The following is a 16,070-nucleotide window of genomic DNA, read 5'->3' as shown; positions in this document are numbered from 1 at the left end:
CCAGCACATCCCAGGGGAAAGAGCTCCACACCCCACCCGCCACATACGAGAAAGGCCGCCCATGCTGCTGGAACGAATGTACGACGAAGACCTTGCACAGGCGAGCTATCTGATCGGCTGCCAGGCCACGGGCGAAGCGCTGCTTGTCGACCCGCGGCGCGACACCGCAGAGGCACTCGCGACCGCGGCCGCCCACGGGCTGCGCATCGTCGCGGTCGCCGAGACCCACATCCACGCCGACTACCTCTCGGGCAGCCGCGAGATCGCCGTGCGCACCGGGGCGCGCATGTACGTCTCGGACGAGGGCGGCCCGGACTGGCGCTACGGCCCCGAGTTCGACGACGCGGTTCGGCTCCGGGACGGCGACGAGATCCGCATCGGCAATCTCACCGTGCGGGCACTCCACACCCCGGGCCACACGCCGGAGCACCTCTCCTACCTCGTGACCGACGGCGCGCAGGCGGACGAGCCCGGCTATCTCGCGAGCGGCGACTTCGTGTTCGTCGGCGACGTCGGCCGCCCCGACCTCCTCGACGAAGTGCAGGGCACCACCGATTCACGCTTCGCCGGCGCACGCGAACTGTTCGCGAGTCTACGCGATCGCTTCCTCACACTCCCCGACTACGTGCAGGTGCTCCCCGGCCACGGCTCAGGGTCCGCGTGCGGCAAGGCGCTCGGCGCCGTTCCCAGTACCTCGGTGGGCTACGAGCGCCGCTTCGCCTGGTGGGCACCGTATCTCGCAGCAGACGATGAGGACGGCTTCGTCGCCGAACTGCTCAGCGGCCAGCCGGACGCGCACGCGTACTTTGCGCGCATGAAGCGCGAGAACCGGCTGGGCCCCGCACTGCTCAGCGACGCCGAGCTCACCGAGTTCACGCCCGGGGCCCTCGAGGAACAGCTCGATCAGGATCGCGCGATCCTCATCGACACTCGCGATGCGACGCTCGTGCGCACGGGCACCGTCCCCGGCAGTATCAACATCCCCGGCCTCGCGAAGGCCGCGAGCTACGGCGCCTGGGCAATCGACCCGGAGCGCGAGCCGCGCGCACTGGTCGTGCTCGCGGGCGACGCCGCGCAGGCGACGGAGTTCCGTGACCATCTCGTGCGGGTGGGCATCGACACGGTCACGGGGTTCATCTCCGCGCTTGACGGGCTTCCGCTCGCCCCAGTCCCGACCGTCACCCCGGCAGACCTTGCAGACTTCCCGCACGCGCAGCTGCTCGACGTGCGCGGGCGGGCGGAGTACGCCGAGGGGCACATCCCCGGCGCCGTGCAACTGTCAGCGGGCCGAGCGCTGTGGCACCTCGATGAGCTGCCAGAAGATGACACCATCGTGGCACACTGCCGCAGCGGCGCGCGGGTCAGCGTGGTCGCGAGCGCGCTTCGCCGGGAGGGCTTCGACGTGGTCGAGCTTGAGGGCAGTTATCTGGGCTGGCAGGCAGCGCAGCAGCCCGCCGCGGCCCCGATCACGAACTAGCGGTCGTCGAGGGCCTCGCCGCGCCGGTCGACGAGGCCCCACGTTGCCGCCGCCGCAATAATGAAGAAGGCGGCGAAGAGCGCAAACGTGAAGCCAGTGCCGGGACCCGCGAGGAGCACCGGCACGAGCAGCGGCGCCACGATCGACGCGATGCGGCCCACGCCTGCAGCCCAGCCAGCCCCCGTGCCCCGCATGGAGGTCGGGTAGATCTCCGGCGTCACCGCGTAGAGCGCACCCCACGCCCCCAGGTTGAAGAACGAGAGCGCCATACCGGACGCGATGATGGCCGACTCCGTGTGCACGGTGCCAAAGAACACCGCGGAGACCGCTGAGCCGACCAGGAAGACGGACAGGGTGGGGCGACGCCCCCACTTCTCAATGAGCCACGCGGCAACCGCGTACCCGGGCAGCTGCGCCAGCGTGATGATCAGGGTGAAGCCGAAGGAGCGCACGAGGCTGAAGCCGGCGTCAACAAGAATGCTTGGGATCCAGATGAACGCCCCGTAGTACGCGAAGTTGACGCAGAACCAGATGGCCCAGATCGCGAGCGTGCGCCCGCGGAACTCGCGCGACCAGAGCCCGGCGAGCCGGCTTCCGCCCGACGTGGCGACCGGTGCGTCCGTGGGGCCTGCACCAGCACCCGGGGCGTCGGCAGGGGCAGCGCTGGGCGCGATCCCACTCGAAGATTCCGGTGCAATGCCCGCCGAGCGCTCGAAGTCGGCAACGATGCGCTCCGCTTCCGCGGTGCGCCCACGGCCCGCGAGCCAGCGCGGGGACTCGGGCAACCCCCAGCGCACGGCGAACGCGTACACCGCGGGAATGGCCCCTAGTGCGAACGCCCAGCGCCACCCGTTCTCCGAGGCCGGCACCACGAAGTAGCCGATGATCGCGGCCGCGGTCCAGCCCACCGCCCAGAATGCCTCAAGGATCACGATCAGGCGGCCGCGAATCCGCGCCGGCGCAAACTCGCTCACGTACGTCGAGGCGACCGGCAGCTCTGCGCCAAGCCCGAGACCGACCAGGAATCGGAGCACGAGGAGCGCGGCCACGCCACCCACGAGCGCGCTCGCGCCCGTCGCGACGCCGTAGACGAGCAAGGTGATGGCGAAAATCTGTCGGCGACCGAAGCGGTCGGCAAGCAGGCCGCCCAGGCTGGCGCCGATCGCCATGCCGAGGAATCCGATGGAGGCGATGAGCCCCGCCTCGCCCGTGGTGATCCCCCAGTGCTGCGTGAGCGCCGCGATGATGAAGGAGATGAGCCCGACGTCCATCGCGTCAAGAGCCCAGCCGAGCCCCGATCCGGTGAGGAGGCGCGCGTGCTTCTTCGTGAAGGGCAGCGCGTCGAGTCGCTGCGACAGCGAGCGCTCGGGGCTCGTCCGGTGATCACTCATAGGATCATCGTAGAGGGCGGAGGGCGATCAACACTCGACTACTCCGACCGAGACGCTCACCGCGAGGCCGCCCATCGCGGTCTCCTTGTACTTTTCGCTCATGTCGCGACCGGTTTCGCGCATGGTCGCGATCACCTCATCAAGTGTCACGTGGTGGGTCCCGTCGCCCATCAGCGCCATCTTTGCCGCGTTGACGGCCTTCGACGCTGCGATCGCGTTGCGCTCGATGCATGGGATCTGCACGAGCCCGCCGATCGGGTCGCAGGTGAGGCCCAAGTTGTGCTCCATCGCGATCTCCGCGGCGTTCTCCACCTGCTGCGGAGTGCCGCCGAGCACCTGCGCAAGGCCGGCCGCCGCCATTGAGGAAGCGGATCCCACCTCGCCTTGGCAGCCCACCTCGGCGCCCGAGATCGAGGCCTGCTCTTTATAGAGCACCCCGACCGCGCCCGCCGCGAGGAGGAAGTCGGCGATGGCGCGACGCTTCTCCTCGGAAGTCCAGCTGGCGGCGCCCGGTGCGTAGTGCGTGGCGTAGAAGAGCACCGCCGGGATGATGCCGGCAGCGCCGTTGGTGGGGGCCGTGACCACGCGGCCGCCCGACGCGTTCTCCTCGTTCACGGCGAGCGCAACGAGGTTGATCCACTCCTGCCAGTACACGGGATCACGGTGTGGATCCTGCTCACTGAGTCGGCGGTGCCACTCGGGTGCGCGTCGACGCACGTTGAGCCCGCCCGGGAGCACACCCGTGCGCTGCAGCGCGGAGTCCTTGCAGGCCTCCATCACGTCCCAGATGTGGCAGAGCGCATCGCGCACTTCCGCCTCGCTGCGGTGCGTCTTCTCGTTCTCGAGCATGAGGCCCGCGAGCGAGAGGCCGGTCTCCTCCGAATACCGCAACAGCTCCGCGGCGGTCGTGAACGGGTACGGCAGCTCAGCGAGCGTGGACTCGAGCTGATCCTGCACGCGCTCCTCGGCCCCCTCGCGCACAATGAAGCCGCCGCCCACTGAGAAGTAGGTCTCTTCGAGCAACAGCTCCCCCGCCGTGTCGGTGACTCCGAGCTTCATGCCGTTCGTGTGCGTGGGCAGCACGGTGAGCGGGCGCAGCACGATGTCCGACGCCCGGAAAGGAATCGCGGGCGCACCAGATGCGTTCCCGGGCACGGGAGTGAGTCGTTCGCCGAGGAGGACGGTGCCGTCGCGCTCAATACGCGCGAGCGCCGCATTAACCTCCTCAGGCAGCACGGTCTCGGGGTCGCAACCTTCGAGGCCCAGCAGCACGGCCGTGAGTGTGCCGTGGCCGTGACCCGTCGCGGCGAGCGAACCGTAGAGGTCGACGCGAAGTCCGGCGGCAGCGGCCAGGATCCCACTCTCGCGCAAGTGCGCTGCGAAGCGGTGAGCGGCCCGCATGGGACCGACGGTGTGCGAGCTCGAGGGCCCGATGCCGACCGAAAACAGGTCGAAGACGCTGATGGCCACGTTGCCTCCTGCGATACGTGAGTGAGGCTCCCACCGGGTGCGGGCAGGCACCCGGTGGGAGTGTGTGATTCGTCCCGCTAGCTGAGCGGAGCGAGGTCCGGGTAGAGCGGGTGCTCGGCCGCGAGCACGTCTACGCGGGCGCGGAGCGCGGCGAGCACGGCCGGGTCGGCCCCGCCCTCGGCGGTTCCGGCGATGAGGGTCTCCGCAATGATGTCGGCGACCTCAGCAAACGCGGCTTCACCGAAGCCACGCGTGGCGAGCGCGGGCGTGCCGATGCGCAGGCCGCTCGTCACCATCGGCGGGCGAGGATCAAAGGGCACCGCGTTGCGGTTGACCGTGATCTCCACCGCGGCGAGCAGGTCCTCGGCGGCCTGGCCGTCAAGCTCCGAGCCGCGCAGGTCGACGAGCACGAGGTGCACATCAGTGCCGCCCGTGAGCACACTGATGCCGCGCTCGGTCACGTCTTCGCGCACCAGGCGCTCCGCGAGGATTCGCGCACCCATCACCGTGCGCTGCTGGCGCTCAGCGAACTCCGGCGTCGCCGCAACGCCAAACGCGACAGCCTTGCCCGCGATGACGTGCTCCAGCGGACCACCCTGCTGCCCCGGGAAGACCGCGGAGTTGATCTTTTTTGCGATCTCGGGATCGTTCGACAGGATGATCCCGCCGCGCGGCCCGGCGAGGGTCTTGTGCGTCGTGGAGGTCGTCACGTGCGCGTGCGGCACCGGATTCGGGTGCAGCCCGGCAGCGACCAGGCCAGCGAAGTGGGCCATGTCCACCATCAAGTAGGCCCCGACCTCGTCAGCGATCTCGCGGAAGCGCTCGAAGTCCAGGCGGCGCGGGTAGGCGCTCCACCCGGCGATGATCAGCTTGGGCTGGTGCTCGCGGGCGAGGCGCGCCACCTCGTCCATGTCGACCCGCAGCGTCGTCTCGTCGACACCGTACGCGGCGACATCGTAGAGGCGACCGGAGAAGTTGATCTTCATGCCGTGCGTCAGGTGACCGCCGTGTGCCAGGTTGAGGCCGAGGATCGTGTCGCCCGGGCGGATCAGCGCGTGCATCACCGCGGCGTTCGCCTGCGCACCCGAGTGAGGCTGCACATTCGCGAACTCCGCACCGAAGAGTGCCTTCACGCGCTCGATGGCGAGCGTCTCGATGACGTCGACCTCTTCGCAACCGCCGTAGTAGCGGCGCCCCGGGTAGCCCTCGGCGTACTTGTTCGTGAGCACCGAGCCCTGGGCCTGCATGACCGCGACCGCGGTGTGGTTCTCCGAGGCGATCATCTCGAGCCCGCGGCGCTGACGCGCGAGCTCGGCATCGATGCGCGCGGCCACCTCGGGATCGAGCTCGGCGATGGGGGTATTGAGCGACGCCGCGGGAATCGGCGTGAAACGGGTCACAACTCTGCCCCGTTGTCGGCGGCGTACTGCTCAGCGCTGAGCAGCGGGCCGAACTCGGTCACGTTGACCTTGAACAGCCACGCGGCCCCGTAGGGATCCGAGTTGACGAGTGCCGGGTCGTCGATGACGGCCTGGTTGACCTCGACGACCTCGCCGGAGACGGGCGAGTAGATCTCGGAGACCGACTTCGTCGACTCGATCTCGCCGCAGGAGTCGCCCGCGGTGACGGTCGCACCAATGGCGGGGAGGTCAACGTAGACGACCTCGCCGAGTGCGTCAGCGGCGACCTCGCTGACGCCGATCGTCGCGGGCGACTCGTCAGTGATCCACTCGTGCTCGGCGGAGTACTGCAGTCCGGTCTGAACCTTGCTCATGATGTGTCCTTTACCTGTTGGGGTGATGCTGTGTGACGTGTGAAAAGTGCGCGGAACTCCGCGCGAGAGAGCTACTGCGCGCGGCGGTAAAACGGAGTCTTCACGACCGTGAATGTCTCCGGCTTGCCGCGCAGGTCGACGCTCAGCTCCGTGCCCGGTTCCGCGTACGCGGGATCGATCGAGGCGAGCGCGATCGGATATCCGAGAGTGGGCGACGGCTGACCGCTCGTCACCTCACCGATCTGCTGCTCTCCCGCGAGCACGGGGTACCCCGCGCGTCCTGCGCGACGCCCTGCGCCGACGAGACCGACGAGCACGCGAGTCGGCGCGGCCTCGCGCCGCGCCTCGAGCGCCGCACGACCGACGAACTGTTCGTCCTTCTTGAACGAGACGACGGGGCCAAGCCCGGCCTCGAACGGCGTGATGTCGCGGCTGAGCTCGTTGCCGTAGAGCGGCATGCCGGCTTCGAGACGGAGCGAGTCGCGCGCGGCAAGCCCAGCGGGGATCAGGCCGTGGCCCTCGCCCGCTCCAAGCAGCGCGCGCCAGAGCTCTGCCGCCGAGGCGTTCGGCACGTAGAGTTCGAAACCATCCTCGCCGGTGTAGCCCGTGCGAGCGAGCAGCACCTCGAGCCCGGCAACTGTCACCGGAGCGGCCGAGTAGTACTTCATGTTGGTCACGACGCCGTGCTGCTCGGCAGGCACCAGCTGGTGCAGGATCGCCACGGAGGCAGGCCCCTGCACCGCAATGAGGCTCGTGTCGGCAGACTCGTCGACGATCGTCACGTCGAAGCCCGCGGCGCGCGCCGCGAACTCTGCTGCGACGGTCGGCGCATTTCCGGCGTTCGGCACCACGAGGAACTCCTCGTCGCCGAGCCGATAGGTGATCAGGTCGTCGATGATCCCGCCGTCTGCGTCGCAGATCAGCGAGTACTTCGCGCGGCCCACGGCGACAACCGCAAGGTTACCCACCAGCGCCGTGTTGAGAAACGCTGCCGCGTCGGGGCCGCTCACGCGAATCTCACCCATGTGGGAGAGGTCGAAGAGGCCGGCCGCCTCGCGCACGGCGCGGTGTTCGGCAAGCTCGGAACCGTACTTCAGCGGCATATCCCAGCCGCCAAAGTCGGTGAACGATGCGCCCAATTCGGCGTGCTCAGGATGCAGGGTGGTGTGTCGGGGCGTGCTCGTCATCGGGTGCTCCTCGTCTAGTTCTCGAACGCTTCGGGTGCCGGGCAGGAGCAGACCAGGTTGCGGTCGCCGAAGGCACCGTCGATCCGGCCCACCGGCGGGAAGTACTTGTCGTGCCGCAGCGCGGGCACCGCGTACGCGGCCTGCTCGCGGCTGTACGCGCGATCCCACGCATCGCCTGCGACCACGCGTGCGGTGTGCGGGGCGTTGCGCAGCACGGACGCCTCGAGCTCAACCGCGCCGTCGATGATCTCCGCGATCTCAGCGCGAATCGTGATCATCGCCTCGATGAAGCGCTCGATCTCATCGAGATCCTCCGACTCCGTGGGCTCCACCATCAGCGTGCCCGCAACCGGGAACGCAAGCGTCGGTGCGTGGAAACCAAAGTCGATGAGACGCTTCGCCACGTCCTCAGCGGTCACGCCCGACTGCGCGGTGAGTTCGCGGAGGTCAAGAATGCACTCGTGGGCAACAAGTCCGGCCTCGCCCGTGAAGAGCACGGGGAAGTACTCGGTGAGCCGCGCCGCGATGTAGTTTGCGCTGAGCAGCGCGGTCTTCGTCGCACGGGTGAGCCCGTCGGCGCCCATCATCGCGATGTACGCGAACGAGATCGGCAGCACGCCCGCTGAGCCGAAGAGCGTCGCAACAACCGGGACGCCGTCACTCACCGAGTAGGTGCCGGTGGGGTCGCTCGGCACGTAAGGCAGCAGGTGCTCGGCGACACCAATCGGGCCAACGCCGGGGCCGCCACCGCCGTGCGGGATCGCGAACGTCTTGTGCAGGTTCAGGTGCGACACATCGCCGCCAAACTTGCCGGGCTGCGCGAGCCCCACGAGCGCGTTCATGTTCGCGCCGTCGATGTACACCTGGCCACCTGCCTCGTGCACGAGCTCACACACCTCGCGGACGTCGGCGTCGTACAGCCCGTAGGTCGAGGGGTACGTGATCATGATCGCCGCGAGCTCGTCGCGGTTCGCCTCGACCTTCGCTCGCAGGTCGTCGAGGTCGATCGCACCGGTGTCGGTGTTCTTGATCACAATGACGCGCATGCCAGCGAGCACTGCCGACGCTGCGTTCGTGCCGTGAGCCGACGCGGGAATGAGGCAGACGGTGCGCTGTGTGTCGCCGTTCGCGCGGTGGTACCCGCGGATCGCGAGGAGGCCCGCGTACTCGCCCTGCGCGCCCGAGTTCGGCTGCAGCGAGATCCCGGAGTAGCCCGTGATCTCGACGAGGCGGCGCTCGAGATCGGCGATGAGTTCACGCCAGCCGCGGCTCTGATCCTCCGGCACGTAGGGGTGGATGCCCGCGAATTCGGGCCAGGAGATCGACTCCATCTCAGCGGTCGAGTTGAGCTTCATCGTGCAAGATCCGAGCGGGATCATGGTGCGGTCGAGCGCAAGATCGCGGTCGGCGAGGCGGCGGAGGTAGCGCAGCATCTGCGTCTCGGAACGCATCGTGTTGAAGATCGGGTGCGTGAGGTAGTCGCTCGTGCGGGTGAGTTCGGCGACGAAGCCGAGCTCACCGGGGGCGACCGCCGCTGCGGGCGTCGCGCCGAATGCCTCGGCAACCGCGGCGACGTGCTCGGGCGTGGTCGTCTCAGAGGTCGAGATGCCCACGGTGTCGGCGTCGAGGCGGCGGAGGTTGATCCCCGCGTCGCACGCGCGAGCGATGATCTCATCGGCGCGGCCCGGCACGCTCGCCACGACCGTGTCGAAGAACGACTCAGCGGCGAGCGGGATCCCGGCGGCGGCAAGCGACTGCGCGATCGTGCGGGCGTGTGCGTGTGCGCGCTCGGCGATCGCGCGCAGGCCGGTGGGGCCGTGGTAGACCGCGTACATCGAGGCGGTGATCGCGAGGAGCGCCTGGGCGGTGCAGATGTTGCTCGTCGCCTTCTCCCGGCGGATGTGCTGCTCGCGGGTCTGGAGCGTCAGGCGGTATGCGGGATCGCCGGCCGAATCCTTGGAGACGCCAACGAGGCGGCCGGGCAGCGAGCGCTCGAGACCGGCGCGAATTGCGAGATACGCGGCGTGCGGTCCACCGAAGAAGAGCGGCACACCGAATCGCTGGGTGTTGCCCACCGCAACGTCGGCGCCCTGTTCACCCGGCGAGGTGATGAGCGTGAGCGAGAGCAGGTCAGCGATCACCGTGACCATTGCACCGCGCTCGTGTGCGGCCGCGATCAGCTCGGACTGATTCCGCACTGATCCATCATTGCCGGGCTGCTGCAGCACGATGCCGAAGATCTCGCCCTCGGGGAGCCCCGCGGTCAGATCTGCCACCTCAACCTCGAAGTCGAGCGCCTCTGCCCGGCCCTCAATCACGGCGATCGTCTGCGGGAACACGTTCTGGTCAACCACCACGCGCGCGGTGGCGGGAGCCTTCCCCGCGCGGCGCATGAGGAGCACGGCCTCGGCGGCGGAAGACGACTCGTCGAGCATCGAGGCGTTCGCCACGGCGAGGCCGGTGAGGTCCGCCACCATGGTCTGGAAGTTGAGCAGCGCCTCGAGGCGGCCCTGCGAGATCTCCGGCTGGTACGGAGTGTACGCCGTGTACCAGGCGGGGCTCTCGAGCACGTTGCGGCGAATCACGGGCGGAGTGTACGTGTCCGCGAATCCCTGCCCGATCATCTGCGTCTTCAGCACGTTCTTTGCTGCGAGCGCGCGCAGATCGGCGAGGATCTCCTCCTCGCTGCGTGCCGCGGGAAGGTCGAGCGTGCCAGACATGCGGATGTCCGAGGGGACTGCCGTGTCAACGAGCGAGTCAACGCTCGAGTAGCCAAGCGTATCGAGCATCGCGGAGATGTCAGCGGGCGTGGTGACGCCGATGTGACGATCTGCGAAAACAGTGGGTTGCGAACTAATGCTCAAGAGGATCTCCGTAGATGGGTGTACGCCGAAACGCACCGGATGGATCCTCCCCGCTCTGTTACGGAACCTGAGAGATTCAGGCACTCCGATCGAGATCGGGCGCCCTTGCACCGTCGGTGAGCCGGAAGGACCGACTACTTTCCAGAGTTGCCGCGCTGCAGCGGTACGGGTGCCTGAGAGATTCCCGGGGAGGGTTTGCTCCTACGGCGCCGGGCTCGCACTTGCGTGCCACCCGGACTCTCCCGCTACAGCTTGTTGGCCGATATTCGTAACTGGGTCTCACCATAGCAGCCCGCGCGCCCCGTGCGGGAGCGTGTCGCGAAGCTGCGCGATTTGGGAACTATTGCACGCCTCGCCGAGGGGAGCGTGCCACCCCGAGGGCAGCCTTCCCACGTGAGAAGACTGCCCTCGGGCCGGGAACCTCCCCCGGCGTGCGGGGCGCGAGTGGCGGACGGCCGAGATCGGCAGGCCCGCCTGAGGCGCGACTACTTGTCGGCGTCCCTGCCGTCGAGCGCGAGCAGTTCCTCTTCGACCTCGCCGCCGTAGCCCTCCGCCTGCGGGTCGCCGTGCAGGCCACCCGAGACGGCGTACTCCTCCTCGGGCGACAGAATCAGCCGGTGGCGGGTGTATACGCCGAAGATGATGAGCCCAATGGCGTACACAATCGCGACCGCGACGATCGCGGGACGGAACGTCTCGTTGAGCAGGAAGCCCAAGAAGATCAGCGCCGAGATGACCGCGGCAGCGGCTGCCCCAAAGAGACCCCAGGGGCTCCGATACGGCCGCTTCGCGTTCGGGAACTTCTTGCGCAGGATGAGGAACGACAGCATCTGCATGAAGTACGCAACGACCGCACCCCAGACGGCGATGTTGAGCACCACCGCGCCACCTACGCCGCCGTCGCCACCCGTGAGGTCGACCACAATGAGTGCGGTGAAGCCGATGAGCGCACCCGCGATGAGCGCCACCCAGGGCGTCTGGCGCTTACCGGTGAGCGACAGGAACTTCGGGTAGTACCCGGCCCGAGACAGGGAGTAGAGGTTGCGCCCGTACGCAAACATGATGCCCTGCAGCGAGGCCAGCAGGCCGAAGAGCGCAAACAGTGCGAGCAGGCCGGCCACCCACGCGAGGTCTTCGCCGAGGATCGCACGGAAGCCGTCGAGCAGCGGCTCACCCGCGGTTCCGGTCGCCTCCGCGCCGAGCACCGCGGTGTTCAGGAAGAGCACGAGGAGACCCGTGACGATCAGGGTGCCACGTGCCCAGAGGCCGGCGCGCGGGATATCACGAACGGGGTTGTGCGACTCCTCGGCTGCAAGTGGCAGCTCCTCAATGCCGAGGAACAGCCACATCGCGAATGGCAGCGCGAAGAGAATCGGCAGCACGCCGTGCGGTAGGAAGGCCGTCTGTCCGGGATCCGGCTCGATGTTGAAGAGGCTGCCCCAGTCGACGGAGCCACTCAAGAGCGCCATCGTTCCGAAGAGGACGAGCACGCCGATCGAGACGAACGAGACGATGACCGCGAACTTCAGCGAGATCGAAGCGCCAGCGGTGTTCAGCCCCACGAACGCGACATAGAGAATGATCCACCACACCCAGGTCGGCAGTGAGAAGCCCATCAGGCCCTCCGTGACACCGTTCGCGTAGCCCGCCGAGAAGTAGACGATCACCGCGGTGGTCGCAACATACTCGATCGACTCCGCAAGGCCGGTCACGAACCCACCCCACGGGCCCATGGCGGCCCGACCGAAGGAGTAGGCACCACCGGTGTGCGGCATCGCTGCGGCCATCTCACCAATGGAGAACACGAGGCCGTAATACATGACAACGAGGATCGCGAAGGCGATCATCATGCCACCGAATCCTGCGGCCTCGATCCCGAAGTTCCACCCCGAGAAATTGCCCGAGATCACTGCGCCGACCGCGAGCCCCCAGAGACCCCAGATCCCGGCGGATCGTTTCAGTTGTCGTTTCTCGAAATAGCCGGACTCGGCGGTGGTGTAGGTAACCCCCGAGACCTTGAGTGTGTCTTTGGCCATCATGACCCCTTTCACTTCATTGTGAGCGATCGCGGCCGCCGCACAGCGGCCCTCGCGGTTTGGTGGGATGACACGATGACTATACCCACCTAAAGGTCGTTTGCAACAACCTTTTATTTTTGCCCCATTCACGCACAGGGGCGAAATTCCGCGCCCTGATACCCCAAAACATCGTCAAGAACACATGGAAGTGCGTGCCGAACCTCGATAGAGTTCAGGCAAGGGACTTGCGGCGCCGACCGAGCACTGTGCTTTAATGGCCTACAGGCAGACCATTGGACGCGAAGTGGCGTCACCTGGCCCGCACCCCAACACTCGATGATGAGCAGCAAGGAGCACACATGATTCCCGCGAGCGGCAACTTGACACCGGACGAACTGCGCGAGGCCGTCGCAACCCGCGAAATCGACACGGTGATCGTGGCCTTCACGGACATGCAGGGTCGGCTCGTGGGGAAGCGCATCTCGGCTCGCCTCTTCCTCGAGGACACGATGGATGGAGCGGCAGAATGCTGCAATTACCTCCTCGCCGTCGATGTCGAGCTCAACACGGTTGACGGGTATGCGCTCACGAGCTGGGAGAGCGGCTACGGGGATATGGCCATGGTGCCGGATCTCTCGACACTGCGCCGGATCCCCTGGCTTCCCGGGACCGCGCTCGTCATCGCCGATCTCACGCGAGCGAGCGACCGCTCCCCCATCGACGTCTCCCCGCGCCGCGTGCTGCAGCGCCAGGTGGAACGCCTCGCAGAGCACGATCTCGTCCCGTTCGTTGGTACCGAACTCGAGTTCATCGTGTTCGACGACGATTACCGCACGGCCTGGCGGAAGGGCTACCGCGACCTGGTTCCGGGTTCGGATTACAACACCGACTACGCTCTCCAGGGATCCACCCGCCTGGAGCCCCTCCTCCGCGACATTCGCAATTCGATGGACGACGCGGGAATGTACTGCGAGGGCGTCAAGGGCGAGTGCAATCTCGGCCAGCAGGAGATCTCGTTCCGCTACGCCCACGCGATCCCGACGTGCGACAACCACTCGATCTACAAGAGCGGTTCCAAGGAGATCGCGGCGGCGCACGACAAGAGCATCACCTTCATGGCGAAGTTCAACGAGCGCGAGGGCAACAGCTGCCACGTGCACGCGAGCCTGTGGGGCAGCGATGGGACCCCGGCGTTCTCCGATCCGAGTGCGGCCGATGGCATGTCGCCGATGTTCCGCCACTTCATTGCCGGCCAGCTCGCGGCCCTTCGCGAGTTCACCTTGCTCTACGCCCCGAACATCAACTCCTACAAGCGCTTCGTGGACGGCAGCTTCGCCCCGACCGCCGTTGCGTGGGGCCACGATAACCGCACGTGCGCGCTGCGGGTCGTGGGCCACGGTGGCGGGATTCGCGTGGAGAACCGCGTCCCCGGCGGCGACGTGAACCAGTACCTTGCCGTCGCCGGCATGCTCGCGTCCGGGCTCTACGGCATTGAGCAGAAGCTCGAGCTCGGCGATCCGCTCAGCGGCAATGCGTACACGAGCGACATCGCCCGCGTGCCCACCACGCTGCGCGAGGCCGCTGACCTGTTCGAGCAGTCGGCACTCGCACGCGAAGTCTTCGGAGACGAAGTGGTCGATCACTACACGCACGCCGCACGCGTCGAGGTTGCCGCCTACGACGCTGCGGTCACCGATTGGGAGAGGATCCGTGGCTTTGAACGCCTCTAAGACACCGCAGCAGCGCGGCGAGCACGCGCCGATCATTGGCATCACGAGCTACCTTGAGCAGGCCCAGACGGGCGTGTGGGATGTGCGAGCTTCATTCCTCCCGCAGGTCTACATCAAGGCCGTCACCGACGCTGGCGGGATCGTTGTGGTCCTGCCCCCGCAGCCCGCATCCGCTGAGGTCGCCGAGGCGATCGTTTCGCGCCTCGATGGGATCATCCTTTCGGGCGGCGCAGACATCGATCCCGCGCGATACGGGCAGGACGCCCATGATCGCACCGGAGCGCCGCGCAGCGATCGCGATGACTTCGAGGCCGCGCTGCTCGATGCAGCCCTTGCGATTGAGCTTCCGTTCCTCGGTATTTGCCGGGGTGCGCAGCTCCTCAACGTCGAGCGCGGCGGCAACCTGATCCAGCACCTCCCCGATGTGGTGGGCGACGATCGCTACCAAATTGGGGGCGGAGTCTTCAACCCAATCGATGTCGAAGTGGACGCGGGCAGCCGCATCGCCGAGGTGCTCGGCGATGATCGGGGCGCACGCGCCCACCTGTACCACCACCAGGGAATTGGCGAGATTGGCGAGGGCCTCACCGTGACGAGCCGCACGGCCGACGGGATCCCCGAATCCATCGAACTCGCTGATCACCCCTTCGGGATCGCCGTGCAGTGGCACCCCGAAGAGAACGAGCAGGATCGGCGCCTCTTCGCCGGCCTCGTCAGCGCGGCGCGCGACTATCGCACCGCCCGATCCCAGACCCCCGACGCAGAACCCAGGGAGCAGTCATGAGCACCACCCTCGTCAACCCGGCGACCGAGGCCGTCATCCAGGAGATTGAGCACCTCGATGTCGAAGGTACCGACCGTGCGATCACTGCGGCAGTGCGTGCGCAGCGCGAGTGGGCAGCCGTGGCCCCCGCGGATCGGGCTCGCGTGCTGCGCCGCTTCGCGGACGCCGTCGACGCCGACATCGAGAACCTCGCCCAGCTTGAAACCGCAAACTCGGGGCACCCGATCACGCAGTCCCGCTGGGAGGCGGGCCATGTGCGCGACGTGCTTGAGTACTCTTCCGGCGCACCTGAGCGCCTCATCGGGCAGCAGATCCCGGTCGCCGGCGGCATGAACGTCACCTTCCACGAGCCGCTCGGCGTCGTGGGGGTCATCACACCGTGGAACTTCCCGATGACGATCGCCTCGTGGGGCTTTGCCCCGGCGCTCGCCGCAGGCAACGCGGTCGTACTGAAGCCTGCCGAGTGGACTCCGCTGACGAGCCTCCGCCTCGGCGAGCTGGCGCTCGAGGCAGGGCTTCCCGAGGGCCTGTTCCAGGTACTCGCGGGGCGCGGATCGGTGGTCGGTGAGCGCTTTGTGAGCCACCCCGACGTTCGCAAGCTGGTGTTCACCGGTTCCACCGCGGTCGGCAAGCGCATCATGGCCGGCGCCGCCGACCAGGTGAAGCGCGTCACGCTCGAACTTGGTGGGAAGAGCGCCAACATCGTGTTCGATGACGCCGACATTGAGCGGGCCGCGGCAACAGCGCCCTACTCGGTGTTCGATAACGCCGGGCAGGATTGCTGCGCACGCAGCCGCCTCCTCGTTCAGCGCAGCGTGTACGACCGCTTCATGGAGCAGTTCGAACAGGCCGTCAAGAACGTCGTGGTGGGCGACCCCACCGACGACGCCACCGAGGTGGGGCCGCTCGTCACGCTCGCGCACCGCGATTCCGTGGCAAGTTTCCTGACCCCCGACGTTCCCGTCGCGTTCCAGGGCTCCGCCCCGAGCGGCCCGGGCGCGTGGTTCGCCCCGACCGTCGTGACACCCGAGCGCGGATCCCGAATCGCCACCGAGGAGGTCTTCGGCCCCGTCGTCTCGGTGCTGCCGTTTGAGGACGAGGCCGACGCGATCCAGCTGGCCAACAGTTCCGAGTACGGGCTCAGCGGGTCCATTTGGACGCGCGATCTCGGTCGCGGCATCCGCGTGGCCCGCGGCGTCGAGGGCGGCAATCTCTCCGTCAATTCGCATTCCTCCGTGCGCTACACCACGCCGTTCGGTGGATTCAAGCAGTCAGGACTCGGCCGCGAGCTGGGGCCCGACGCGGCGGAACACTTCACCGAAACCAAGAACGTCTTCTTCGCAAGCGAATAACCCTTTCCTTTTCCACTCCTCCC

General features: G+C 67.5%; 11 protein-coding genes and 2 riboswitches. Of the genes, 4 read left to right on the top strand and 7 right to left on the bottom strand.

What is annotated here, in order from left to right:
• Positions 1-61: 61 nt before the first annotated feature.
• Positions 62-1,477: an MBL fold metallo-hydrolase gene (locus D3226_RS07430; protein WP_202381813.1), complete on the top strand. Its 1,416-nt coding sequence runs from the start codon at positions 62-64 to the stop codon at positions 1,475-1,477.
• Here the strand turns inward: D3226_RS07430 and D3226_RS07425 are convergent.
• From D3226_RS07425 to D3226_RS07395, 7 genes are all read right to left on the bottom strand, one after another.
• Positions 1,474-2,868: an MFS transporter gene (locus tag D3226_RS07425; RefSeq protein WP_202381811.1), complete on the bottom strand. Its 1,395-nt coding sequence runs from the start codon at positions 2,866-2,868 to the stop codon at positions 1,474-1,476. The two genes, D3226_RS07430 and D3226_RS07425, sit on opposite strands and share 4 nt — an antisense overlap.
• A gap of 27 nt (positions 2,869-2,895) precedes the next feature.
• Positions 2,896-4,338, bottom strand: a complete 1,443-nt coding sequence (locus D3226_RS07420; protein WP_202381809.1) for an L-serine ammonia-lyase — start codon at positions 4,336-4,338, stop codon at positions 2,896-2,898.
• Between the two features lie 77 nt (positions 4,339-4,415).
• A complete protein-coding gene (gene glyA, locus D3226_RS07415) occupies positions 4,416-5,738 on the bottom strand; it encodes a serine hydroxymethyltransferase (RefSeq protein WP_337248930.1) in 1,323 nt (440 codons plus the stop codon).
• Positions 5,735-6,112, bottom strand: coding sequence for a glycine cleavage system protein GcvH (gcvH, locus tag D3226_RS07410; RefSeq protein ID WP_202381807.1), 378 nt, complete (start codon positions 6,110-6,112; stop codon positions 5,735-5,737). Before gcvH ends, glyA begins: the two co-directional genes overlap by 4 nt.
• A gap of 71 nt (positions 6,113-6,183) precedes the next feature.
• Entirely contained in the window at positions 6,184-7,299 is a 1,116-nt protein-coding gene (gene gcvT, locus D3226_RS07405) for a glycine cleavage system aminomethyltransferase GcvT (protein ID WP_202381805.1), read from the bottom strand.
• Positions 7,300-7,313: 14 nt separating this feature from the next.
• Positions 7,314-10,163 carry an aminomethyl-transferring glycine dehydrogenase gene (gene gcvP, locus D3226_RS07400; RefSeq protein WP_202381803.1) on the bottom strand — a complete coding sequence of 950 codons (2,850 nt, stop codon included), beginning with the start codon at positions 10,161-10,163 and terminating at the stop codon, positions 7,314-7,316.
• A gap of 45 nt (positions 10,164-10,208) precedes the next feature.
• A riboswitch (glycine riboswitch) is annotated at positions 10,209-10,314 on the bottom strand.
• A riboswitch (glycine riboswitch) is annotated at positions 10,315-10,418 on the bottom strand.
• 230 nt (positions 10,419-10,648) lie between these two features.
• Positions 10,649-12,199, bottom strand: a complete 1,551-nt coding sequence (locus D3226_RS07395; RefSeq protein WP_202381802.1) for an amino acid permease — start codon at positions 12,197-12,199, stop codon at positions 10,649-10,651.
• Between the two features lie 341 nt (positions 12,200-12,540).
• Here D3226_RS07395 and D3226_RS14670 point away from each other — a divergent pair, with 341 nt between their 5' ends.
• From D3226_RS14670 to D3226_RS07385, 3 genes are read left to right on the top strand one after another with little or no spacing between them, the layout of a single operon-like run.
• On the top strand, positions 12,541-13,911 hold the full coding sequence (locus D3226_RS14670; protein ID WP_237462564.1) for a glutamine synthetase family protein: 1,371 nt from the start codon (positions 12,541-12,543) through the stop codon (positions 13,909-13,911).
• Positions 13,892-14,695 (top strand): gamma-glutamyl-gamma-aminobutyrate hydrolase family protein, encoded by an 804-nt coding sequence (locus tag D3226_RS07390; RefSeq protein ID WP_337248929.1) that lies wholly within the window; start codon positions 13,892-13,894, stop codon positions 14,693-14,695. The genes D3226_RS14670 and D3226_RS07390 overlap by 20 nt, the downstream gene beginning before the upstream one ends.
• Positions 14,692-16,047 carry an aldehyde dehydrogenase family protein gene (locus D3226_RS07385; protein ID WP_202381798.1) on the top strand — a complete coding sequence of 452 codons (1,356 nt, stop codon included), beginning with the start codon at positions 14,692-14,694 and terminating at the stop codon, positions 16,045-16,047. The genes D3226_RS07390 and D3226_RS07385 overlap by 4 nt, the downstream gene beginning before the upstream one ends.
• Positions 16,048-16,070 lie beyond the last annotated feature (23 nt).

It is taken from the genome of Leucobacter chromiireducens subsp. chromiireducens (assembly GCF_016758255.1).
GTDB lineage: Bacteria > Actinomycetota > Actinomycetes > Actinomycetales > Microbacteriaceae > Leucobacter > Leucobacter chromiireducens.
The sequence above is the reverse complement of the archived record's forward strand: the minus strand, read 5'-3'. Positions and strand labels throughout refer to the sequence as shown.

What these genes read in the sequence shown, in the direction of transcription:
- D3226_RS07430 (WP_202381813.1), top strand. Translation starts at nt 62, where the DNA reads ATGCTGCTGGAACGAATGTACGACGAAGACCTTGCACAGGCGAGCTAT.
- D3226_RS07425 (WP_202381811.1), bottom strand. Translation starts at nt 2,868, where the DNA reads ATGAGTGATCACCGGACGAGCCCCGAGCGCTCGCTGTCGCAGCGACTC.
- gcvH (WP_202381807.1), bottom strand. Translation starts at nt 6,112, where the DNA reads ATGAGCAAGGTTCAGACCGGACTGCAGTACTCCGCCGAGCACGAGTGG.
- gcvT (WP_202381805.1), bottom strand. Translation starts at nt 7,299, where the DNA reads ATGACGAGCACGCCCCGACACACCACCCTGCATCCTGAGCACGCCGAA.
- D3226_RS07395 (WP_202381802.1), bottom strand. Translation starts at nt 12,199, where the DNA reads ATGGCCAAAGACACACTCAAGGTCTCGGGGGTTACCTACACCACCGCC.
- D3226_RS14670 (WP_237462564.1), top strand. Translation starts at nt 12,541, where the DNA reads ATGATTCCCGCGAGCGGCAACTTGACACCGGACGAACTGCGCGAGGCC.
- D3226_RS07385 (WP_202381798.1), top strand. Translation starts at nt 14,692, where the DNA reads ATGAGCACCACCCTCGTCAACCCGGCGACCGAGGCCGTCATCCAGGAG.